A 22,268-nucleotide genomic window follows, 5' to 3' on the forward strand; every position below is an offset into this window, starting at 1 on the left:
ACCGCCCGAAAAGCCACCCTCCGGTGGCTTTTTTCATTCTCTGGCACAGTCGCTGCATTGTCATATTCAGCAACTACTCAATGGAGGATGGAACATGAAACTACAACCTTTGGCACTGTTCCCCTTGCCTTCCCACATACTGCCGGGCGGCAAGCTTCCTCTACGTCTGTTCGAGCCACGCCACCTGCAGATGCTCAAGGAGTCATTCATCAACGATCAGGGCTTTGGCATCGTGATGGAAGAGTCGACCACCTCGGGACAATCCGGCCGCATTCTGCCGGTGGGCACCCGGGTCAAGGTGACCGACTTCTACACCCTCAATGATGGCCTGCTGGGTGTGACGGTGCTGGGACTGGAGCGCTTCTGTATCCACGAGATGGAAACAGACGAGATGGGCCTGCGCCGGGCCAAGGTGGAGATGCTGCCCAACTGGCCGAGCACCCACTCAGATTTCAACGACAAGCTGCTGGTCAATCGCCTGCGGGAAGTGTTCGAGCAGTATCCGGAGCTTGATGAGCTCTATCCGGACAAGCGCTTTGAAGATGCCGCCTGGCTCTGCCAACGCTGGCTCGAGATATTGCCGATGCCGATTTATGAAAAGCAGATGCTGATTGCCAAACAAAACAGCGAAGCAGCCCGCAAATTCCTGCATCGCCTGATTTCACAATGACAAAAAACAGCGTTGCAAAATGCAATTATTCCAACAATGAAAATGTGAAATTCGCATTTTGCGAGTGAGTAGGAACGCAGAACGCCATAACAAGAGAGAGCCGCTGCGCTAAACGGCCAAAATTGAACACAAAAGAGTCTAAAAAAGTTGGCACAGATTTTTCATATAGATTGATACAACCCGATTTATCCCGTGCTCTCTTCAGTATTTGCTGAAGAACTGGTCAACCCACAAAGTTGACCATTTTTTTTATCCGCGCGTCGGCAACCGCTGACCAAAGTGACGCTGCAAACACTCTCTCAGCCGTGACAAGGTGATGGGCTTGGCGAGAAAGTCATCCATCCCCTGCGCCAGACAGCAGGCCTTGTCCTCCGCCATCGCATTGGCCGTCAGGGCGACGATAGGCATGGTGCAGCCCAACTCACGCAAGCGCCGGGTGGCTTCCAGTCCATCCATCAGGGGCATCCGCATATCCATCAGGATCAGATCTGGGCGCTGTTCATCCACCTGCGCCAGCGCCTCCAGACCATTGGCTGCCAGCCGTACCTTGCCCACCAATTTTTGCAGCATCAGCGACACCACCAACTGGTTCACCGGGCTGTCCTCCACCACCAGCACATCCAGTGGCAGCAGTGCCGGCGCCCCCTCCTCCCGCTGCGGCTGGCTATGGCAGGGTAGCGCCATGCCGGACAGTTCGAACCAGAAACAGCTTCCCTTGCCCGGCTCGCTCTTCAGGTGGATCTCTCCCCCCATAAGCGTCACCAGACGCTTGCTGATGGCAAGACCGAGGCCGGTACCGGAAAAACGCCGGGTGGCCGAGTTGTCGACCTGGGAAAAGGGTTCAAACAGCACCGCCTGATCCGCATCGGCGATCCCGATCCCGGTGTCGGAGACCGAGATAAGCAGCTTCTCATCCTGCCAACCCAGGTGCAGTGTCACCTGCCCCTGCTCGGTAAATTTGAGGGCGTTGTCCAGCAGATTGCCCATCACCTGTGACAAACGCATCGGATCCCCCTGCAACTCCCGGGGCACAGACTCATCGACCCGATAAACCAGCGCAATCCCCTTGGCGGCGGCACGGGTTTGCAGCGGTTCGACCAGGGATTGGCAAAGCTGGACGGGCTGCAGGGTCTCGCAGTGAAACACCAGGGTTTGCGACTCGATTTTCGAAAAATCGAGCACGTCGTCGATGATGGTTTGCAGCAATCTGGCCGAGTGGGTGGCATGGCGCAGCAGGCTCTGTTGCTCCGGCGCCAGCTCGGCATGCTGCACCAGATCGAGCATCCCCAACACCGCATTCATGGGCGAACGGATCTCGTGGGTCATCATGGCCAGAAACTGGGACTTGGCACGGTTGGCCGCTTCCGCCTCATCCCGTGCCCGCGCCAGCTCCTCTTCCCGGCGGATCTGATTGCTGATATCCCGAGCGGTGCCGCGATAGCCGATGAACAGGCCAGCATGATCAAAACAGGGCTCGGCGCTCACCTCCATCCAGCAAGGACCCCCCTGCAGAGCGACCTGCATCCGCACTGCGCGAACTGGCTGGCGCTGTTCCAGCAGCCGCAGGTATTGCTGGGCCTCGCAGCTCTGCTTGTTGCAGACGTAGTCATAGAGGGTCGGCCGGGTCGCCAGCGGCGTCAGCTCATCCAGATAACCCGGTTCGGAGGCGTAACTGAGGCGATGTTCGGCATCGGTCTCCCAGAACCAGTCAGAGGCCATGGCGGCGAAACTGCGAAAACGGCGCTCGCTGGCCTGCAGCGCCTCGGTTTTCACCGCCACCTGCTCCTGCAAACGGGCCCGATAGGTGATGTTGACCAGCGCCTGGGCGATGAGCGGACGGCAACGCTCCATGGCGGCCTTGCTGGTGAGATCGAAGGTTCCCGCCTGATGGTGGCGGCAGATGAGGATGGCGGTAAAACCGGGGGCCTGCAGCCCGGTCAGCATCACGCTGGCCCAGCCCGGCTCGCTCGCCAGCGGCGCCAGCTCAGGCAGTTGGGAGGGATCGTAAATCACCAGGGTTTCACCCGAGATGGCGCGGGCAAATGCCGGGGTCATGCGCCAGCTGCGGGCTGATAGCATCGGCTCGGTACTGAGGTGGGTACTCCCCTGCTCCCCTTCCCAGGCCACTACATCCGCGTGCTCAAAGCCGATAAAGGGTTTGAGCACCTGGATAAGGCTCTCCAGCACCTGCTCCAGCGTCTTGGCATCGGCGAGGGTGGCAACCCCGCCCAGCAGGGTCTGGGACTCGTGACGATACTTGGCCTCGCGCTCGCGGCAACGCATAAGGTCGACCAGCGTGGTCTGCAATTTGTCGCCGAGGGCTTCCAGTTCACTGTTGCCAATCATCTTGTTGCCTGCTCTGTTATGTTCTGCCGACTCAACGGGTCAGGAAAATCACGCTCGATACCATCAGGTTGCCGTGGGCCAGCTCGCCATTGGGCAGCCGCCCCTGCTCGCCGAAGGTAAAGGGGGTGATAAAAGGGATCTTGCCGAGGCGAGCCTGGCTCTGCTCGACAAATTGGCATAACATATCACCTAGCGCCAAACGGCAACCAGCACAAAAGATGATGAGCGCGCCGATAGGCTGCAATTCCACATCGACCCCATACCCTGGCTCGATACGCATGGCATTGAGGCTGCGCTGCAACAACCCTTCCTGACTGCTGTACATCAACAGCAGACGCTCCCCTTGCACCACATCGGTAAAGAGCCGCAGCCCGCCCTGTTCGGTCACCGCTTCGGGGTGGGAAAGTTTGTAGTAAGGAATGCCATCCAGTGCTCCCACCTGACGAGCCAGCGGGGTGAGCGTGGTCTCGCGCAAAATCGCCCCCACCGGCCAGGGCTGCTCGCGCCCGCACCAGCGGGCATAGACCTCGGCGGCTGGCTGGTGATCGATGGTGAGTACCTCCCGCCCATTGCAGGCGGTGATCTCGCCGCTGAATTCGGCAGGCACATAGCCGGAGTGAAACTGAAAGGCCAGCTGGCAATCGGGATAGAGCACCGCCAGAGCGATGCCATCCCGCGTCACCGCCTTATCCCAGCAGAGCTGCCAGTCACCGCTAACACTGTTATCTGCCGCGGATCCACCGACCACCGGCACCGAGGCACCGAGTTCGGCCTCGATACCAGCCAGCAACCCCTCCTCCTTGCCGGGACTGGCATGAAACAGGATCAGCTGGGGCAACTCGCCCGGTCGGCCGCAATCACTCATGGCTCGGCGCAGCAATTGCCGCACATCCACCCCGTCACCGCAGGCACCAGCCACCCCGAAGGCCCCTTTCTCATCATACAAGGCCGCCACTGCCAGCCCATATCCGTCTCGGGCATGGTGTCCCATCTCGGTCATGACGCCACCGCAAGAGCTGCACCCAAGCAAACGGGTGGTCGGGAACTGGCGTTTGAGCGCGTCGCGCAGTATCGCCCCCTCATGGGCTTGGGTAAAATAGAGTAACAGCAGGGAGGGGGCCTGATCGGCATGGTGGCGCAGCTGCGCACAGATATCTTGGGCCGCCAGCGATGAATTCTGGGCGAGGGAGTGAACGGTCAGAAATTTCAACACCATCTCCTTGTTTTATCGAATGGCAGCCTCAAGCAAAAATCATACCTTTATCAAACAATTATCTCGCTTCGCTTGCTAACATAGCGGTCAACTGAGACCAATAACAGGACGCCCATATGTGGCAAAAAAACATCAATGACTTCGATCGGGTCGTTGCCATCGGTGGTGGCCACGGCATGGGACGAGTGCTTTCGTCCCTCTCGTTTCTCGGTCAACGGCTCACCGGCATCGTCACCACCACAGATGATGGCGGCTCGACTGGACGCCTGCGCAAGAGTCAGGAGTGCATCGCCTGGGGCGATCTGCGCAACTGCCTGAACCAGCTGGTGACCGATCCCAGCATCGGCAGCCTGTTGTTCGAGTACCGCTTTGCCGGCAAAGGCGAGCTGGCGGGCCACAACCTTGGCAACCTGATGCTGCTGGCGCTCGATAATCTCTGTGTCCGTCCTCTTGATGCTATCAAGCTGATCAGTGACATGCTCAAAATCGAGTCACAATTGCTACCCATGTCTGAATTTCCCACCGATCTCTGCGCCCATATGGAGTGTGGCACCCAGATCCTGGGAGAAGTATCCATCGATCAACTGGCAACACCGCCCCTCTCCCTCGGCCTGATGCCGGAGGTGCAAGCGACCCGGGAAGCGGTGCTGGCACTGCAGCAGGCGGACATGATCATTCTGGGGCCGGGCAGTTTTCTCACCTCCATCATGCCACCACTGCTGCTGGCCGAGATCGCCCAGGCCATCAACGAGAGCAGCGCCATGCTGGTTTTCGTCTGCAATCTGGTGGCGGAAAACGGCCCTGCCAGTCAGCTGGATCTGATGAGTCAGTGTCGCTGGCTGGAATCCCGGGTCGGTCAGGGTCGGCTGGATGCCATCCTGGCCCCACAAGGCGCGGGTGATGCGGGGGAGTGGCAAGGGCGAGTGATCGAAGCCGAGCTGGGCGAGCTTGAGCTGCCCCATCGGCACGATCGGTTGAAGCTGAAACTGGCGCTGGACCGGATCATCCAGCAACTGCTCAACCAGCGTTAGGCAACGGTCACGGCGCCCCGGCATCCCTGCATGGCGCCGTTACTGATAATCGGCAAGAAACGCGAGCACCTGGGGCAAGGAGGCCTCCAGCAGTTGCAATTGGCGCTCTGCCTCGGCCACATCGGCATGCTTGCTGGCCATCTCCAGCGCCATCACCTGCTGATAGCTCGGCATGGCGCCGTAGCTGCCACAGGATGATTTCATGCTGTGCGCCACCCGAGCCAGCGCCTCCCACTCCCCCTGCTCATAGAGGGGCCTGAGCTGACTCAGCTGCTCGCCCACCTCTTCAATAAAGACTGCGATGACCACGGGCAGCATATCCGGACCGATATCCTCTGCCAGCTGCTGCAACACCTTGCGATCCACCCACTCCATGCGAGGCTCCTCCAGAACGGTATTCAAACAGACCATACTATAGATAGTTTTCGATGTCGTGGCTCACGACCAGGCTGTGATGAAGCACCAGATTGGATGGCTCAGGGAATAAAGTGGCAAAAAATGTGATCAGCATCGAAATAGCGATGCTGAAACGCCCGTCAAGACAACAACTTGATTGCCTCAAATTAACAATTGATCAACACTCAATGCCGTCAGAGTGATGATGCTCAGCAACACCTCTCATCCCTTTTGCCTTTTATGGCTGCTGCGAAGAACCAGGGTAGGTATCTACCCTGGTATTTTTTTATCTTGCTCAAGCGCGACCTGGTTGGTCGCCACCCGCTCCCCCATGCGAAACAGATTGAATTCGCCAGGCGCCATTTTGACCCAATTCTCATTGCCGGTCAGCGGACGGGTGGTGATCAGGGTGACCACATCGTTGGGGGTGGTCTCGCTTTGAAAGTCGATCACCACCTCCTCATCCAGCAGGCTCGCCTCGCCAAACGGCGCACAGCGAGTCAGCCAGTGCAGGTTGTTGCTGCAGTAGCTCATCACATACTCCCCGTCCGAGAGCAGCATGTTGAACACCCCGAACGCTCTGAGCTCGTCACACAGGGTAGCGAGATAGCGAAACATGGCGGGAAAGTTGGCCGGACGCTTGGGATATTTTTGCTCCAGCCGATCGAGCAGCCAGCAGAAGGCGTGCTCGCTGTCGGTATCCCCCACAGGACGGTGGCGGCCGGTTGGCAGCTTCTTGTAGCCGGTCAGCTGACCATTGTGGGCGAAGGTCCAGTAACGGCCCCACAGCTCACGGGTAAAGGGGTGGGTATTTTCCAGTGACACGCAGCCACGGTTGGCCTGCCGAATGTGGCTGACCACGGCGCAGCTCTTGATGGGCAGCGCCTGTACCAGTCTAGCGATGGGAGATTGGGCGCTGGGCTCGGGATCCTTGAAGGTGCGAAAGCCCTTCCCCTCGTAGAAGGTGATCCCCCAGCCATCCTTGTGGGGCCCTGTCTTGCCGCCGCGCAGCATCAACCCGGTAAAGCTGAAGCAGATATCGGTCGGCACATTGGCACTCATGCCGAGCAGTTCGCACATATCCGGCAGACTCCTTTCATGATTTGGCTTGTGTCATGTTCGACCAGAGCTCTGGTCCGACAGGCAGCAGGGGAAGGCGCAATTCCTTCCCCTGTGACTGGCAACAACCGGTCGATGGCGAACCATGCAACCTGTGTTGCCCTTGTCTGGTAGTGACAGCCTGATTACTTGGCCATCTCTTTTTCGACCAGCTGGATCAGGATGTGGATCACCTTGATGTGCACTTCCTGAATACGGTCGGCATAGCCAAAGTGCGGAACCCGGATCTCGACATCCGCCAGACCCGCCATCTTACCGCCATCCTTGCCGGTCAGGGCGATCACTTTCATCCCTTTGGCGCGGGCAGCCTCGATGGCTTTGATGATATTGCCGGAGTTACCGCTGGTGGAAATGCCAAGCAACACGTCGCCACGACGGCCGACCGCTTCTACGTAGCGGGAGAAGACATAGTCATAGCCAAAGTCGTTGGAGACGCAGGAGAGGTGGCTCGGATCGGAGATGGCGATACCGGCATAACCCGGGCGGTTCTCGCGATAGCGACCGGTCAGCTCTTCGGCAAAGTGCATGGCGTCACAGTGGGAACCACCGTTGCCACAAGAGAGCACCTTGCCCTCTTCTTTGAAAGAGTCAGCCAGCAGTTTGGCGGCCGCTTCGATGTTTTTCAGGTTCTGCTCATCAGCCAGGAAGGCCTGCAGCACGCTGGCAGCTTCGGTCAGTTCATTGCGGATCAATTCTTGGTACATGATGTCTCTTCCACTGTTTTTAGTGTGCGTGTAGATCGCGGCTATTCTCGCACAAGCGAATCGCACAGTCGCCCCCCTGCAAGCCACAGCGCTGGCGGCGCGTGAGCGTTATGGTGATCACAGAGAGAAGGTAATGAAGATGTAAACAGCTTGATAACTTTGTGCGTATGAATTACAACAGGGGCCATATCCAACAGGTCAGACCTCTGGATCAGTTACGCCACGTTGGCAACCTAACCACGCAAGGAGCAAGCAATGACGACGACCCTCACTCTGCTCGGGGTGATCCTGGTTATCGGAGCCCTGGCCTATCGCCGGGCATCCCTGTTCATCTCCACCCTGGTCACCGGCGCCGCCCTGGTGCTTGGCGCCCTCTATGGTCATGTGCCCTTGCTGGTCTGGGCGCTGTTCGCGGTGATCGCCATCCCGCTCAATCTGGTGGAATTTCGCCGCAATCAAATAACCAAGCCGCTGTTCAAGATCTACAAATCAATCATGCCGGAGATGTCCCGCACCGAGAAAGAGGCTATCGAAGCGGGCACCACCTGGTGGGAAGCCGACCTGTTCGCGGGCAACCCGGACTGGAAAAAGCTGCACGCCATCCCGGTCAGCGCCCTCTCTGCCGAAGAACAGGCCTTTATGGATGGTCCGGTCGAGGAAGTGTGCCGCATGGTGAGCGACTGGGAAGTGACCCACGAGCGCGCGGACCTCTCCCCCGAGGTGTGGCAATACCTGAAGGACAACAAGTTCTTCGCCATGATCATCAAGAAGAAATATGGCGGTCTGGAGTTCTCGGCCTATGCCCAGTCCTGTGTACTGCAAAAACTGACTGGTGCCAGTGCCGTGCTCGCCTCCACCGTCGGCGTGCCCAACTCGCTGGGCCCGGGCGAACTGCTGCAGCACTATGGCACTGACGAGCAGAAGGATTACTACCTGCCCCGTCTGGCGGTCGGCAAAGAGATCCCCTGCTTCGCCCTGACCAGCCCGGAAGCGGGTTCTGATGCAGGTTCCATCCCCGACTTCGGTATCGTCTGCAAAGGCGAGTGGGAAGGCAAAGAGGTGCTCGGTATGCGCCTCACCTGGAACAAGCGTTATATCACGCTCGCCCCCATTGCTACCGTGCTGGGTCTGGCCTTCAAACTGCGTGACCCCGAGCACCTGCTGGGTGAAGAGGAAGAGCTCGGCATCACCTGCGCCCTGATCCCCACTCACATCAAGGGGGTCGGCATTGGCCGTCGCCACTTCCCGCTCAACGTGCCGTTCCAGAACGGCCCGACCCAGGGCAAGGATGTATTCGTCCCGCTCGATTTCATCATCGGTGGCCCGGCCATGGCCGGTCAGGGCTGGCGCATGCTGGTCGAGTGTCTGTCGGTCGGCCGCGGTATCACCCTGCCCTCTAACAGCACAGGTGGCGTCAAGATGCTGGCCCTGGCGAGCGGCGCCTATAGCCGCATCCGTCGCCAGTTCAAGCTGCCCATCGGCAAGATGGAAGGGATTGAAGAGCCGCTGGCCCGCATCGGTGGCAACGCCTACATCATGGGCGCCGCAGCCAACCTGACCGTGACCGGTATCGACCTTGGCGAGAAGCCCTCGGTCATCTCCGCCATCGTCAAATACCACCTCACCGACCGTGCCCAGAAGTGCATCATCGATGCCATGGACATCCACGGCGGCAAGGCCATCTGCATGGGCCCCAACAACTATCTGGCCCGTGGCTATCAGGGTGCCCCCATCGCCGTGACGGTAGAAGGGGCCAACATCCTGACCCGCAGCATGATCATCTACGGTCAGGGCGCCATCCGTTGCCACCCGTATGTACTGCCGGAGATGCTGGCTGCCAGCCACCCGGATAAAGAGCAGGCGCTGAAAGATTTCGACAAGGCGGTGTTCAGCCACGTCGGCTTTGCCATCAGCAACCTGGTGCGCAGCTTCTGGCTCGGTATCACCGGCGCCCACTTTGCCGCGGCCCCTTACAAGGATCAGACCAAGGGCTACTACCAGCAGCTCTCCCGCCTCTCGGCCAACCTGGCGTTCCTGTCAGACATGGCGATGGGCACCCTGGGTGGCGAGCTCAAGCGCAAGGAGCGGGTCTCCGCCCGCCTTGGCGACGTATTGAGCCAGCTTTATCTGGCCTCCAGCGCCCTCAAGCGCTATCAGGACGAGGGACGCCAGCAGGCCGACCTGCCGCTGCTGCACTGGGCACTGCAAGATGCCATGTTCAAGGCACAAGAGGCAATCGACGAGCTGCTGCGCAACTTCCCGAACCGCTGGATTGGCCTTGCCCTGCGCGCCGTGGTATTGCCGCTGGGTCGTGACCTGAACCGTCCGTGCGACAAGCTGGATCAACAGGTTGCCCGTCTGCTGCAAACCCCGAGCGAAACCCGCAGCCGCCTGGCCAAGGGCCAATACCTGACCCGCGAAGAGGGCAACCCCTTCGGTCTGCTGGAGCAGGCGCTCGATGACGTGCTGGCGGCCGAACCGCTGTTCGAGAAAGTCTGCAAAGCAGATGGCATCAAGCGCCCCTTCATGGCGCTGGACAAGGTGGCCGACATGGGTCTGGCCGCTGGTGTACTGACCCAGAGCGAAGCCGAGCTGCTGCGCCGCGCCGAGGTAAGTCGCCTGCGCACCATCAACGTCGATGACTTTGACCCCATCGATCTGGTGGCCAACAAGAAGCTGTTTGAAGCCTCCGCTTACCATCACGCCGCCTGATATCAAGGCATTCTGACAACGCCTCCCTTGTGGAGGCGTTTTTTATGGGCGCTCACTACTATTCACGGCCCGAACAGCCACCACTTGCACTCACTGCTCCCCCGACCAGCTGCAGCCCCCGTGTGGTCAGACGGGAAAAAAGGCACAATAGCCGACAAATCGAATCACCAAGGAAGCCAAGATGACCCTTGAGCACCTGATCCTGTGGCGCCGCGACCTGCACCGCCTGCCGGAAGCCGCCTGGAAAGAGTTTCGCACCACCAGCCTGATTGCCCACCACCTGAGCGAGCTCGGTTATCGCATCGTGCTCGGCGACAAGCTGCTGGCCAGCAATCTGATGATGGGCCGTGATGTGGATGTGGCGGCTGAGAAGGCTCGCGCCCGCCGTCAGGGAGCCCATCCCGACTGGCTGGAGCGGATCGGTGATGTCACCGGCCTGATGGGAGAGCTGGATACCGGCCGTCCCGGCCCGACCCTGGCCTTTCGCTTCGACATCGATGCGGTGGAGGTGGAAGAGTCCGACGCCGAACAGCACCAACCGCAGCAGGAGGGCTTTGCTTCCCACAACAAGGGGTGGATGCACGCCTGTGCTCACGATGGCCACACCGCCATCGGCATGGGGCTGGCCAGCAGCCTGATGGCGATGAAGGAGCAGCTGTGCGGGCGCATCAAGCTCTTCTTCCAACCCGCCGAAGAGGGGTGCCGTGGTGGCAAGGCGCTGGCTGCCGGTGGCGCACTCGATGACGTGGATGCACTGCTCTCGCTCCATATCGGCATTCACGCTGGCAGCGGCGAGCTGGTGATCAACCCCACCGAATTTCTCTGCTCCACCAAGTTCGACGTCCACTTTATGGGCACCGCCGCCCACGCGGGGCTCGAACCCAATGCCGGCAGCAATGCGCTGGCAGCCGCCTGCATGGCCACCACCGCCATGCTCGGCATTCCCCGCCACCGCGACGGCATGACCCGCATCAACGTCGGCCAGCTTAACGCCGGCAGCGGCCGCAACGTCATTCCCGATCATGCGGAGATGCGCGGTGAAACCCGCGGCGCCGACTGTGCGCTCAACGACTACATGTTCAGTCAGGTACAGCGCATCGTCGAAGGTACCGCCCTCGCCCACGGTGTCACCTATCGCATCATCAAGCAGGGTGAGGCCATTGCCCTCGACAACAGCCCGGCGCTGCAAGCCGAGCTGGCGGCGCTGGCCCGCAAGCAGGGGCTCGCCACTATCCAGACTCGCCGCTTTGGCGCCAGCGAAGATGCCGGTTTTCTGATGGAGCGGGTGCAAAAACAGGGGGGCGAAGCGGCTTACCTCATTCTGGGGGCCGATCTGGCGGCACCACACCATCACAACGAATTCGATTTCGATGAGCGGGTGATGCAAAGCGGGGTCGAGCTGCTGGCCGCCTGGGCACGCGCCCGGCTGGCCGGTACAACCGGATAAGAAAAAGCGGGAGCAACATCACTGCTGCTCCCGCCTGACAAGCCGGTCAACCACCGGTATTCACACTGCACACCACTACCCTGTGGTCAACAGCCCCTTGATCACTTCGGCATCGATCTGGGCGACCTGATTCTGGTCTCCCAGCACCCCTTCGGCCAGCTCTCGTTTCTGGGCATGCAATGCCACAATTTTCTCCTCCACCGTCTGCTCGCACACCAGTCGATAAATGGTAACCGGTTCGGTCTGGCCCATGCGGTGCACCCGATCACTGGCCTGATCTTCCACCGCCGGATTCCACCAGGGGTCGAGATGGATAACGGTGTCGGCTTCGGTCAGATTGAGCCCCGTGCCTCCCGCTTTCAGACTGATCAGAAACAGCGGAATTTCCTCGCTTTTGAAGCGCCCGATCGCCTCCTGCCGCTGCTTGGCACTGCAACTACCATCGAGATAACAGTAATCGAGGGATACCGCTTCCAGGCGCTTGCGCAGCAGAGAGAGCAGATCGACAAACTGGCTGAACACCAGGATCCGGTGACCGTTGTCGATGGCCTCCAGTATCAGATCCATCGCGGCCTCCAGTTTGCTCTGTGGCTGCTGCCAATCGGGCACCAGCAACGCGGGCGAACAGCAGATCCGGCGCAGGCGGGTAAGATTGCTCAGCATCAACATCAGGTTGTGCCCTTCACCACTCTCCATTTGGCTGACCGCTTCACGACGACTCGCCTCATAAAGCGCCAACTCGGGGCCTGACAGCTCGACGTGGTGCACGATCTCGGTCTTCTGGGGCAGTTCGGTCAACACCTCCCGCTTGAGACGGCGCAGCACGAAGGGGGCGATCACCCCTTTCAACTGGGCAAGATGGGCAGGATCCCGGCTCGCCTTGCCAAACCGTTGTTTAAAATGGGTTTTATTGCCGAGCAGCCCTGGGTTGATGAAGTTGAACAGGCTCCAGAGTTCACCGAGGTGGTTCTCGACCGGGGTGCCACTGAGGGCAAGCCGAAACTCGCCATTCAGCTGGAACAGCGCCTTGGCGCGTGCCGTGCTGGCATTTTTAATCTGTTGCGCCTCATCGGCGACTATGGTGGCCCACTGGATCTCGCCCAGCGCGGCATGGCTGGTCACCAATCCATAGGTGGTCAACAGCAAAGAGCCAGGCCCCAGATTGGCCAACGCCGCCTCCCTGTCTTGTTGTTCATTGAGCACCTGAACGGTCAGCTCAGGGGCAAACCGGGCCGCCTCTTCACACCAGTTAGCCAGCAGCGTAGTGGGCACAATCACCAACGCGGGCCCCTGCTCTTTTCGAAGCCGCAGCAGCGTCAACGCCTGGATGGTCTTACCCAGCCCCATATCATCGGCCAGACAGGCGCCGAAGCGGTGCAGTGCCAGATTGGCCATCCACTGCACCCCCACCCGCTGATACTCCCGTAGCGGCGTCATCAACTCGGCGGGGCAATTGGCCTCCTGACGCCAGGCGTTGGTCAAGGTACGCCAACCTTGATCTCCGCTGACCGCGCTTTGCTCAAGCAGATGCATAAGCGGATAGGCCAGCCGCTGGTTTACCTGCTGGTTCTCATCCACCAACGCCGCCAGGGTGGTCAGCCGCGCGAGCAAGGCATCACTTAACATGAGCTGGGCCTGCTTGCCCTCCAGCGTGATGTAACGCCGGCCTCCCGCTATTTGACGCAGCAACATCCGCAGATCCAGCACCTGTTGCGGATCGACCTGCAATTCGCCATCGATGACAAACCACTCCTGCTGCTGCTCGATCCGCAAGGTCAGTGACTCTTCACCGAGCAGATGCACCCGCTGGCTGTCGCTGTGCCATTGCAGACGAATCCCTAGTTCGTCGAGGGCCGCGAATCGCTCCAGCATGGGGAGCATATCACTGCCACTCACTGACCAAGGCCCTTTGCCTGCCAACCCCAGCGCGTTGGCAACGGCTTTGGTCAGCCCGCTCTCTTGCTTCAAGGCCCGCTGCCAGTAGTGGTGGGGCGTTTGCCAATCTTTAATGAACTCGGCACCACTGCCCAACGGCATGGCTTTGCCCCCGGGCAACAGGTTGGCCAGTTGCAAGTGCAGAGACTCTTTTTGCAAGTCAGTCAATAGCACTGCATCGAGGGGGCAAGGGCTTAGCCGGGTATGGCTGCGAAGTGTCGGATGCTCACTAACCCAATCGAGTTCCGGCTGATTGTTGAGAGTGTCAGCCAATTGAGGCAACGCTTCGGCTGGCCACTCGGGCATCCGCTCAAGATGGGGCAGCAGCATTTGCACCTGTGGCGGCACCGCCTCGACTTGCCACAAATCCGCCGCTATACGAGTGATTTTCTGGCCGCTATTCACCGACACCGCTTTACCGTTGCTCATCAGGGTCGCTTGCCAACGCCCTTCACGCTCTTCAATAGCCACCAGTGGCGAATTGAACAGCAGGGCGAGCGGCGTCCCCTCGGCGGTTTGCAGCCGGGGATGCTCCGCCAGCATCCGTAATGTGTCGATATCCGGCGTACCGTAATAGTTATTGCGCATGCTATGGGCAATGCGCAGATCCTGCTCGTCAGCCACGTCGGGATAGAGGTTATCGATATCCCACATATGGTGGATCACCCGACCACTGCTCCAGCCACCTTTGACACTCTCTTTCTGCAAGCGGCAGATCAGCTCCTTACCCTGCTTGTCCAGTTGCCACACCAGACGTTCACGCTTGCCAACCTGAAGCTGTGGCTGTGGCAAGGCGGCGAGCCAGCGCTCCCACTGGGCAGGACGGTGTATTGCAAAGATACGCAAGGTGATGGGGAGCTCCTGCAACAGACGTAGCAGATCCTGACAGAGGGCCATCAACAGATTATCGGGGGACGCATTCAAAAAAGGTTCAACCCGCCAGCTAGTCAGCTCGCCAACATCACCGCCAGACTGCTGTGCCTGCCATAACAAGCAGAGCACCAGCCAGAGTTGCCCCAGCGGGAGATGGGGGCGGGAGCTAAACGCCTCAACCGGGCCACGCCAGTCACGCATCAGAAGGGGGGTAGCAACACGATCTTTCTCGCCCAACAGCTGCAAGGGCTCCACCAGCCAGGGATACTGTTGCTTCGCCCAAGTTATCGCGGGCTTATGCCACTTGGTCAGATCGCCTCCCACCACTGCAAGCAGGCCGAACCAGATCACGGTCAACCCACCGGGAAAAAAAACCTTCTGATTGGTACGAATGCGCCAGTCAAGCAGTGCCTGTTCCAGCGCAGCGGCTTGCCCTGAAGCATCCCCTTTATAGTGGCGCAGCAACGCGACAAACTCGTGCGGGCCGCTCGGATAGTCAGATGCCCGTTGCGCCAGCAGACAATCCTGCTCGCATTGCATATAAGAGAGCTGCTCGGCGAGCGCGTCCCCCTCATCCCGCAACTCGCCCCAAGGGTAGCAAGGCGCGCCACTGAGAAACTCCTCCTCATGCCAACACCTTACAATCACTTGCTGCAACGAGAGGGAGAGATAACCAAAGACCCGCGTCGCTCCTATGGCGCCGAATATCTCCCGGTCCAGCTCACGATGATGGAAACTGGCTTTTTTCCCCTGCATCAACGTCTTGGCATAAGAGGCATAACGCCAGCTGGCAAAGCGTATCTCCAGGAGGAAAGTATCTGGTTGCGTGAAATGGAGATAGATCAGATACCAGAACCCTTCTGGCAACAGCGTGTAACTGCCATTCCCCCCCCGATGAATCATCCCGCTCTCGACCAACTCGGCCAAGGCATCTTTATCTGCCTTCTTGATCGAATGACCCCGAGCAATGCCAATGTTGTTCAGATTACATTGCTCGAATCTGGCTACATAAAAGAGCAGCTGGTTATGGATGGAGGTGAATTGCATGTCGGTTATCCCGGAGTAATAGACAAGGAACCAAAGGACAAGGGTGGGATTTTACACAAGGGTTAGGGGCTATTCAGCACGCTTGCGATGCACATCGGGACGGCCACCGGTCACGCTATCGGCTCTCCCCTCTTCTTTGGCCTTCTCGGCGCGCTTTTTACGCATTTCGCGGGGATCGGCGATGAGTGGACGGTAGATCTCGATGCGATCGCCGTCGTGCAGCGGCTCGCTCCCTTTCACCGGGCGGCTGTAGATACCGAACTTGTTGACCGACAAGTCAATCTCGGGGTGCTTTTGCACGATGCCGGACTGCTCGATGGCCGCCAGCACGCAAGTCTCGGGCGCCACCCTCAGGGCAATCACCGTCTGCTGCTGCGGCAAGGCATAGACAACCTCGATATTGAGTTGGTCAGACACCGTAGACCTCCTTCGCCCGGTTGGAGAAGGCGGAGACCATGGAGCTCACCAGATCGCGGAATACCTGACCAAAGGCCACCTCGATAAGCTTGGAGGTAAACTCGAAATCGAGATCAAACTCCACCTTGCAGGCGTCGACATCAAGCGGGGTAAAGGTCCACCAGCCCGCCAGCTTGCGGAACGGGCCATCCACCAGCTCCATCCTGATCTGACGGTTCACATCCAGCTGATTGCGGGTGGTAAAGGTCTTGGCAATCCCCGCCTTGGCCACATCGACCGACGCCATCATGTAGTCATCGCCAGCCTCGTGGACACGGCTGCCGACACAGCCGGGCAAAAACTGCGGATAGGCATCCACATCGTTAACCAACTTGAACATCTGTTCTGCACTGAACATCACCAGGGCACTGCGCGTAATTCGGGGCATGGCTTTTCCTCATCCAATCGGCGCGATTTTATCACCATGTTTGGAGTTGTGGAGGTAAAACCTCAGCCAAACCGCTCAGAAAGCCACCACTTGACCTGCTGCGCGTTTTACAGCCGCCCCTGCCTACGTATAATACGAGCCTCCTAGTCATTGCCGGAAATCGCCCGTCATGAGCAAAAAAAACAGTAAAAACAAAGCCGGGTCCAGCACCATTGCACTCAACAGAACCGCGCGCCACGAATACTTCATCGAAGAGAAGATCGAAGCGGGTCTGTCCCTGCAAGGGTGGGAAGTCAAATCCCTGCGGGCGGGCAAGGCCAATATCAGCGAAGCCTATGTCATCTTCCGCGATGGCGAGGCCTATCTGTTCGGCTCCAGCTTCCTGCCACTGCAAGCGGCCTCCAGCCATGTGGTATGTGACCCGACCCGCACCCGCAAACTGCTGCTGAGCCGTCGTGAACTCGACAAGCTCGAAAGCCTGATCGCCCGTCAGGGCTACACCATAGTTCCCCTCGCCCTCTACTGGAAACAGTGCTGGGTCAAGGTCGAGATCGGCCTGGTGAAGGGTAAGAAGGAGCACGACAAGCGCGAAGATACCAAGGCCCGCGAGTGGGATCGGGAAAAAGCGCGCATCATGAAGAACAAGCATCGCGGCTAATCTGCCACCGCTGGCTCAAGACGCCGGTGCACCTTTCCCCTGCGCAGCGGAACACTGGCTCAGTTGCGCACAATAAATCGGCAAACAGGCTGGTTGCCAGAGGGAATGGGGATCAACGCCTTGCTATCGCAACATTTTTGCGTACAATCGCAATTAACAACTTGGGGCTGATTCTGGATTCGACAAGATTCACGAAACCCAAGGTGCATGCCGAGGTGCGGTAGGCCTCGTTAATAAACCGCAAAAAAATAGTCGCAAACGACGAAAACTACGCACTCGCAGCTTAATAACCTGCGCTGAGCCCTTCTACCCTAGCTTGCCTGTGTCCTAGGGAATCGGAAGGTCATCCTTCACAGGATCGTGTGGAAGTCCTGCTCGGGGCGGAAGCATTAAAACCAATCGAGCTAGTCTATTCGTGGCGTGTCTCTCCGCAGCGGGTTGGCGAATGTAAAGAGTGACTAAGCATGTAGTGCCAAGGATGTAGTAATTTTGGACGGGGGTTCAAATCCCCCCAGCTCCACCAAACGTTTGGAAAGGGCCACCTCGCAAGAGGTGGCCCTTTTTACTGTCCATGGTTGTTTACCGATACCAAACATATCTACACGTCTTACGACATCGTATTGGGCATTTGACGCAGCACGGCATAAGCCACTCTCCACACTGCTTATCCCTTGCTCCAGATATGAATTATGCAATAGCCAGGCAGGCAGACCCCCATGCTGTCGGGATAGACCCACACCGGACTACCCACATGTAGCCCGCCGCCGAAAATGAAAAAGAGTTACGGGGAAAATGAAAAGCTACCGGCCCGGTAGTTTATCAAACTTGGTGGCACCGGAATCACTGAGTTTGATAACCCCGTTAAACCGGCATTAAACCTCTATCTCATAGGTCGGTAAATCCGGCGCCTCTCCTGCCAGCTCCCCTCCCCTGTAAAATGCCTTCTTGCCGATGGCTACCCCGATACCCCGCACTGTGACCGTTCCACCCGCCAGTGTACTGATAGTGGTCGAGGTTGAACCAACAGCTGTCACGGTACCAACCAGTAAGGGATCAGCGCCGGGTACCAGCTCAAGGAATCGCTTAAACAGGTTCATACAAATCGCTCCACACTCAGTTGCTGGCGCACCGTCATGGCCCTGTTCTGCAGCGCAGCAGAGACCCTGACGCCCCGGTTGTAACCCTTCCAACCGTCCACGGCGAGCAACGCCCCCGGCAGGATCAAGCCGGTATCAGCTGACAACGGCAGTTCAATGGTCTGGGTACGCTTGGGCATGGTCTTGGCCAGCCCCACCACACCCTGGGCACGGGCTGCCGTCACATCACACACCAACGGGTGGGTGATGGTCGGCGCTTGTTGCTCGCCAGCCGTCCCCTGGCGTACCACCCGTGCACTGATGCCCTGGTGGCCACCGCTGACCCAGATCCCGTTGGCGGCATGACCCGGCTGGAAGTCACTGCCCAGGGTAGTAATGATGGCGCGGGGGATCGCCACATCGGCCTGAGCAGTATCGAGCTGCCATGGCACTGTGGGATAACGCGGCTTGATGACCAGATGACGGTTGCGCTGGTGTGGCAGCACAAAACCACCGGCCGCCTCGGCCAGGTACCTGACCACCTCGATCGGAGTCTGGTTATCCAGGCTAAAGAATCCGGCAGGTACCAACCAGTCAGCCGCTTGCCAATCCAGCGTCCAACCCACCGGCAATACGGCGGCCGCCAGCTGAGCCATGGTCGCGGCAGCAGGCTCGCTTACCGCCTGCGCCAATACATGGGTCGGTGATAAGTAAGCGGTGCGAGAGCGTCCCGTCAGCGTTGCCGACTCGCGGCCAAAGCTCTGGCTCGATTGCCAACCATCACACACGCAGTCCCATTGCTGACCGTTGATATGAATGCTGACCTCTTCATCATCGGTCAGCGCAGCCGCCGCGATACGGGGGATCTGGGCGCTGAACTGCCACGCCCAGGAGTCGGTATCGAGTTCGATACTCACCGCAGTGGCCGGGATATCGAGTCCATCACGTACCCGCACGATCTTTGCTGTATTGCTCACCAGATAAACCCTCCGGGTTGGAATGACGATTGCCGCATCACTGCCCTGCCAGACGAACTCCAGCTCTGCCGTGTCGCGCTTGCGCCCAAACGCCAGCCGCAGCACCCGCTTATCGAGGCGGATGGGTGGCTTGGGTGGTTCTGGTGGCGGCGTCTTGCCCTTGGGTGGCCACATGGCCTCGTCCCAGCCATCACGCCAACCCTCAATCAGCGGCTGGCCGGGGTGCCAGGCTTGGGCGGCTACCCCTTTACCGGTGGGGATGCCTTCTTGCCACTGGTCAGCCTGCCAAACCTGGTCAAAGCGCGGCGGGTTGGTGAACACGACCAGGCGCCAGCGGCTGACCGGCGCCGCCTCAACCCACAGGGACTGATTCGCCACATGGCCAGCGGCCAGGCTGTCATAGTCCTGGCGGCTCTGCTGGCTGACCGGCAGCCCCTCGGCAAAACGCTGTTGATTGGCCATAAACGTCTGGTGCATCTGCTCGCCCAGCTCGGCCACCTGCTGCTGATGCGCGGCGGCCTGTTGCCACAGGGAGCGGCTGGTTGCCCGCTCGGTGCCAGCCTTCTGCCATTCGCTACTGAGGTGCAGGAAATGACGATCCGCCCGATCCCAAACATCCCCCATTGCACTGGCAGGGCCCCGGAATACGTTCTGGTCATACTGCCCGGCGAGCACAGGCTGCGGGGCGCAGGATGTGCTGGCCATGGTGCATTCAATGACGAACTCACCAAGCAGCTCACCCCGGCTATGTGTATGGCTGGCGAGCACCGTATCAAGTACCACAGAGCCGTCCAGCATCGCGCTGGAGCGATTCGGGGCGCCATCCAATACCGATGACAGCACCAGACCCGTTGACGCACTCAGGCGTGGCGGCAAGTTGGCACTATTCAGGATGCCGACCAGACGCACCACGTCGGACTGGTTCAGCTCCAGCTGGCCGTTGATGCTGCGAGCCTTACGCAGCGCTAGGCTGGCATCCTTTCTGGCCATATGGCCCCCCGGTTACGGTTCGGTGATGGTGGCGGTATTGATACGGATCAGCGCACCGGCAAAAAACTCCGCTGCGGGCAGCTCCAGATCGGCACCGCTGCCCGGCACCCCGACATCGAGATCCGCCACAAAGGCCCCATCCCGGTCAACAATGCGCCCCCAGGTGGGTGCGCCGCTGCCAGTGGCCATCTGCTCGGCCAGGGGTTTCAGGGTCAGCACCCCGCCGCTGATCGTCTTGGCGCAGGGGTGGCTGAACATCAGCGCCACCAGAGCCAGCTGGTCAGTCGTAGCAGCCCCCGGTGCCGGTTTGGTGCCGGTATAGATGGTCAGCTTGGCACTGGCCCCGCTGCCCGTATCAATGGCCGTGGCCAATAGCTGGGCGCGACTGGTGCGCAGCCCTTCGGCATAGGAGATCATGGTTATTTCCTCTTGAGCGGGGCAATCATGGGGAACGGCTCGGGCGCCACACCACCACCAGGCGGATAGGGTTTTGGCACCTGATAGTCGGCGGCCACGGCGTTGTAATCGGCAGGGCCATATGCCGGATCATCCTGGGCGACCACCATATAACGACGATTCAGCCACAACAGATCGAACCGATAGACCCCATCCGCTGCGCGGCTGTAGGTCTCGCCAACCAATTCGCCATCTTGGGTGAAGCAAAGTACCCGGCGCCGCACTCCCATCCCGCTGATGGTCACCGTACTTTCAATAAACCCCTGCTCCACGTTGCGCACCCCATCGCGGATCCAGAAGTAATCCCGCCCCTTGCAGAGGGGGTACTGGGTCTGTTGCTGGAGATTAAGCGGCCCGGCACACATCGGCGGGGTGCCGCGCCAGGCCACATCTTGCGGCTGGAATTGGCTGCGAGACTCCTGGTTAGCAGCTACAGCCGTTATTCTCACCGGCGGCTTAAAAACAGGTTCGCCAATGGCAAAAGATTGGCGCTCTGTTATCTCTGCCTGGGTCAGCTCTCTGCCATAAATCGCCACATGGGCCAGCTGGCAGTTACCGCTTGCACCTCCGTTGTAGTAATACCCACCGATAACCAGAAAGGTATTGGCCAACTGCATAAACACATCAAAGGGCACCGTCATACCGGCATCCAGCACCCCATCTATATAAATTTTGGTACTGTTGCTGGCTACCTCGTACTGCATCACCACATGATGCGGGCCTGATGATAATGACGCCCACGTTTTGACAGATGGATAGGTGACAGTCTGACCTGCTGGCGAGATATTTTGATAGGAACAAAATCCAAGGGTGTCGTGGTAAATCATGATGTAACGGTTATTGAAACCGGTTAACGGCTGATTTACCCCAAATACTGTGCTGTAGATGTTTGGCCCCTTGGCGCCCGCCAATCTGAACCACCCCTCTATCGACACTATTTTTGGTAGCGTTGACTGCTCAATACGCAATACCGCATCGGTGTTACCAGATTGCATGGACGGCAATAAATCACCATTCATGGGCGGCATACCAAAAGCGGGTGAGCCATGCGCCACCAGATGCCGATTGTTGCCGCTATGGTCTTTGTTATCTATTAGCGGCCAAAACGCGATAGGGCTGGCCGCCTTGATAGTGTCATACAGCGTTACCATCGCTTACCTCCAGGGGCCGGTGATATCGAACCCGATCAAGGAACGTGGATCGGCGTTGTAGACATTCACCTGATAGAGCCCACGAATGAAGCGCACCTTCTTGCCTGGCAGCGCTGGCAAATCGCCAAAGTTTTTACGATGCCAGCCGCCGATATCACCGTATGGCACGACAAACCCCGGCATATACCCACGCAGATGGTTGCCATTCTCCAGCACCATGCAGGGGTCGGTAGAGAGATAAAATCCGTTATCGGGGCCGTTTGGTACAGCCAACCCCACACCGAAACGGGCAAACATGCCCTTGATCCACCATGATGTTGTGCCAAACAACTGATGATATGGGCGAGCAATCGCTCGTTGATCGGTGGTGTTGAACGTGGTGAGTGTTGTTCCCCAATAAGCGGCACCACTCGCATCCCGGTTACCCCAGTTTGACTCGTTGGCATTCGCCGCCGTAGTGAAGTAATGGCACAGGACAGCATGGTAACGGTCACCGGGTCTGACTGAACGGATATAGCCGGTGCAATAGACTGTTTGATAGCTGTAGTTGCCAATGCTCGGTAGCCAGTAAAAGAACTGGCTATCGCCTATCAGATCCCAGGTCTTTGCCGTATAGCGCTGGG

17 protein-coding genes, 1 other RNA gene and 1 pseudogene are annotated in these 22,268 nt (G+C 59.0%); 6 read left to right on the forward strand and 13 right to left on the reverse strand.

Annotation, left to right across the window (positions count from 1 at the left end; translation table 11 throughout):
* Positions 1 to 94: 94 nt before the first annotated feature.
* Positions 95 to 670: an LON peptidase substrate-binding domain-containing protein gene (locus ACW5W8_RS13730; protein ID WP_005334473.1), complete on the forward strand. Its 576-nt coding sequence runs from the start codon at positions 95 to 97 to the stop codon at positions 668 to 670.
* A gap of 249 nt (positions 671 to 919) precedes the next feature.
* On the opposite strand, the gene ACW5W8_RS13735 is transcribed toward ACW5W8_RS13730, so the two are convergent.
* Complete coding sequence (locus ACW5W8_RS13735) at positions 920 to 3,016, reverse strand: hybrid sensor histidine kinase/response regulator (protein ID WP_498628333.1); 2,097 nt, start codon at positions 3,014 to 3,016, stop codon at positions 920 to 922.
* A gap of 31 nt (positions 3,017 to 3,047) precedes the next feature.
* Positions 3,048 to 4,232 carry an FIST signal transduction protein gene (locus ACW5W8_RS13740; RefSeq protein WP_498628334.1) on the reverse strand — a complete coding sequence of 395 codons (1,185 nt, stop codon included), beginning with the start codon at positions 4,230 to 4,232 and terminating at the stop codon, positions 3,048 to 3,050.
* Between the two features lie 113 nt (positions 4,233 to 4,345).
* Between ACW5W8_RS13740 and ACW5W8_RS13745 the strand changes: the two genes are divergently transcribed.
* A complete protein-coding gene (locus ACW5W8_RS13745) occupies positions 4,346 to 5,260 on the forward strand; it encodes a gluconeogenesis factor YvcK family protein (RefSeq protein WP_331378053.1) in 915 nt (304 codons plus the stop codon).
* 39 nt (positions 5,261 to 5,299) lie between these two features.
* Here ACW5W8_RS13745 and ACW5W8_RS13750 read toward each other — a convergent pair whose 3' ends face one another.
* The 3 genes from ACW5W8_RS13750 to lpcA form a co-directional block, all read right to left on the reverse strand.
* Positions 5,300 to 5,635, reverse strand: a complete 336-nt coding sequence (locus ACW5W8_RS13750) for an Hpt domain-containing protein (protein WP_498628335.1) — start codon at positions 5,633 to 5,635, stop codon at positions 5,300 to 5,302.
* A 291-nt stretch (positions 5,636 to 5,926) separates the two neighbouring features.
* On the reverse strand, positions 5,927 to 6,736 hold the full coding sequence (locus ACW5W8_RS13755) for a class II glutamine amidotransferase (protein ID WP_019446544.1): 810 nt from the start codon (positions 6,734 to 6,736) through the stop codon (positions 5,927 to 5,929).
* 164 nt (positions 6,737 to 6,900) lie between these two features.
* Entirely contained in the window at positions 6,901 to 7,479 is a 579-nt protein-coding gene (gene lpcA, locus ACW5W8_RS13760) for a D-sedoheptulose 7-phosphate isomerase (protein WP_139408188.1), read from the reverse strand.
* A gap of 255 nt (positions 7,480 to 7,734) precedes the next feature.
* Between lpcA and fadE the strand changes: the two genes are divergently transcribed.
* Together fadE and ACW5W8_RS13770 are read left to right on the forward strand one after the other, a co-directional pair.
* Positions 7,735 to 10,191: an acyl-CoA dehydrogenase FadE gene (gene fadE / locus ACW5W8_RS13765; RefSeq protein WP_498628336.1), complete on the forward strand. Its 2,457-nt coding sequence runs from the start codon at positions 7,735 to 7,737 to the stop codon at positions 10,189 to 10,191.
* A gap of 181 nt (positions 10,192 to 10,372) precedes the next feature.
* Entirely contained in the window at positions 10,373 to 11,638 is a 1,266-nt protein-coding gene (locus ACW5W8_RS13770; RefSeq protein WP_498628337.1) for an amidohydrolase, read from the forward strand.
* A gap of 75 nt (positions 11,639 to 11,713) precedes the next feature.
* Here ACW5W8_RS13770 and ACW5W8_RS13775 read toward each other — a convergent pair whose 3' ends face one another.
* The 3 genes from ACW5W8_RS13775 to ACW5W8_RS13785 form a co-directional block, all read right to left on the reverse strand.
* Positions 11,714 to 15,493 (reverse strand): DEAD/DEAH box helicase, encoded by a 3,780-nt coding sequence (locus tag ACW5W8_RS13775; protein ID WP_498628338.1) that lies wholly within the window; start codon positions 15,491 to 15,493, stop codon positions 11,714 to 11,716.
* Between the two features lie 69 nt (positions 15,494 to 15,562).
* Positions 15,563 to 15,910 (reverse strand): RnfH family protein, encoded by a 348-nt coding sequence (locus ACW5W8_RS13780; protein WP_498628339.1) that lies wholly within the window; start codon positions 15,908 to 15,910, stop codon positions 15,563 to 15,565.
* Positions 15,903 to 16,337 (reverse strand): SRPBCC family protein, encoded by a 435-nt coding sequence (locus ACW5W8_RS13785; RefSeq protein WP_005334496.1) that lies wholly within the window; start codon positions 16,335 to 16,337, stop codon positions 15,903 to 15,905. Before ACW5W8_RS13785 ends, ACW5W8_RS13780 begins: the two co-directional genes overlap by 8 nt.
* A 169-nt stretch (positions 16,338 to 16,506) precedes the next feature.
* Between ACW5W8_RS13785 and smpB the strand changes: the two genes are divergently transcribed.
* Positions 16,507 to 16,995: an SsrA-binding protein SmpB gene (gene smpB / locus ACW5W8_RS13790; protein ID WP_005334498.1), complete on the forward strand. Its 489-nt coding sequence runs from the start codon at positions 16,507 to 16,509 to the stop codon at positions 16,993 to 16,995.
* 163 nt (positions 16,996 to 17,158) lie between these two features.
* Positions 17,159 to 17,518, forward strand: a transfer-messenger RNA (tmRNA) gene (ssrA, locus tag ACW5W8_RS13795).
* A gap of 349 nt (positions 17,519 to 17,867) precedes the next feature.
* Here the strand turns inward: ssrA and ACW5W8_RS13800 are convergent.
* From ACW5W8_RS13800 to ACW5W8_RS13820, 5 genes and pseudogenes are all read right to left on the reverse strand, one after another.
* The gene (locus tag ACW5W8_RS13800; RefSeq protein WP_139461483.1) at positions 17,868 to 18,092 is read right to left on the reverse strand and encodes a hypothetical protein; all 225 of its coding nucleotides are present in this window, start codon (positions 18,090 to 18,092) and stop codon (positions 17,868 to 17,870) included.
* Complete coding sequence (locus tag ACW5W8_RS13805; protein WP_498628340.1) at positions 18,089 to 20,038, reverse strand: hypothetical protein; 1,950 nt, start codon at positions 20,036 to 20,038, stop codon at positions 18,089 to 18,091. The genes ACW5W8_RS13800 and ACW5W8_RS13805 overlap by 4 nt, the downstream gene beginning before the upstream one ends.
* Positions 20,039 to 20,050: 12 nt before the next feature.
* Positions 20,051 to 20,455, reverse strand: a complete 405-nt coding sequence (locus tag ACW5W8_RS13810; protein ID WP_201978054.1) for a hypothetical protein — start codon at positions 20,453 to 20,455, stop codon at positions 20,051 to 20,053.
* A 2-nt stretch (positions 20,456 to 20,457) separates the two neighbouring features.
* Entirely contained in the window at positions 20,458 to 21,645 is a 1,188-nt protein-coding gene (locus ACW5W8_RS13815; RefSeq protein ID WP_498628341.1) for a LamG-like jellyroll fold domain-containing protein, read from the reverse strand.
* 3 nt (positions 21,646 to 21,648) lie between these two features.
* Positions 21,649 to 22,268 (reverse strand): annotated as a pseudogene (locus ACW5W8_RS13820) (hypothetical protein); the annotation flags it as partial.

The organism is Aeromonas aquatilis (genome assembly GCF_054052405.1).

What these genes read in the sequence shown, in the direction of transcription:
- ACW5W8_RS13805 (WP_498628340.1), bottom strand. Translation starts at nt 20,038, where the DNA reads ATGGCCAGAAAGGATGCCAGCCTAGCGCTGCGTAAGGCTCGCAGCATC.
- ACW5W8_RS13810 (WP_201978054.1), bottom strand. Translation starts at nt 20,455, where the DNA reads ATGATCTCCTATGCCGAAGGGCTGCGCACCAGTCGCGCCCAGCTATTG.
- ACW5W8_RS13735 (WP_498628333.1), bottom strand. Translation starts at nt 3,016, where the DNA reads ATGATTGGCAACAGTGAACTGGAAGCCCTCGGCGACAAATTGCAGACC.
- ACW5W8_RS13800 (WP_139461483.1), bottom strand. Translation starts at nt 18,092, where the DNA reads ATGAACCTGTTTAAGCGATTCCTTGAGCTGGTACCCGGCGCTGATCCC.
- smpB (WP_005334498.1), top strand. Translation starts at nt 16,507, where the DNA reads ATGAGCAAAAAAAACAGTAAAAACAAAGCCGGGTCCAGCACCATTGCA.
- ACW5W8_RS13785 (WP_005334496.1), bottom strand. Translation starts at nt 16,337, where the DNA reads ATGCCCCGAATTACGCGCAGTGCCCTGGTGATGTTCAGTGCAGAACAG.
- ACW5W8_RS13815 (WP_498628341.1), bottom strand. Translation starts at nt 21,645, where the DNA reads ATGGTAACGCTGTATGACACTATCAAGGCGGCCAGCCCTATCGCGTTT.
- ACW5W8_RS13750 (WP_498628335.1), bottom strand. Translation starts at nt 5,635, where the DNA reads ATGGAGTGGGTGGATCGCAAGGTGTTGCAGCAGCTGGCAGAGGATATC.
- lpcA (WP_139408188.1), bottom strand. Translation starts at nt 7,479, where the DNA reads ATGTACCAAGAATTGATCCGCAATGAACTGACCGAAGCTGCCAGCGTG.
- fadE (WP_498628336.1), top strand. Translation starts at nt 7,735, where the DNA reads ATGACGACGACCCTCACTCTGCTCGGGGTGATCCTGGTTATCGGAGCC.
- ACW5W8_RS13775 (WP_498628338.1), bottom strand. Translation starts at nt 15,493, where the DNA reads ATGCAATTCACCTCCATCCATAACCAGCTGCTCTTTTATGTAGCCAGA.
- ACW5W8_RS13730 (WP_005334473.1), top strand. Translation starts at nt 95, where the DNA reads ATGAAACTACAACCTTTGGCACTGTTCCCCTTGCCTTCCCACATACTG.
- ACW5W8_RS13770 (WP_498628337.1), top strand. Translation starts at nt 10,373, where the DNA reads ATGACCCTTGAGCACCTGATCCTGTGGCGCCGCGACCTGCACCGCCTG.
- ACW5W8_RS13740 (WP_498628334.1), bottom strand. Translation starts at nt 4,232, where the DNA reads ATGGTGTTGAAATTTCTGACCGTTCACTCCCTCGCCCAGAATTCATCG.
- ACW5W8_RS13745 (WP_331378053.1), top strand. Translation starts at nt 4,346, where the DNA reads ATGTGGCAAAAAAACATCAATGACTTCGATCGGGTCGTTGCCATCGGT.
- ACW5W8_RS13755 (WP_019446544.1), bottom strand. Translation starts at nt 6,736, where the DNA reads ATGTGCGAACTGCTCGGCATGAGTGCCAATGTGCCGACCGATATCTGC.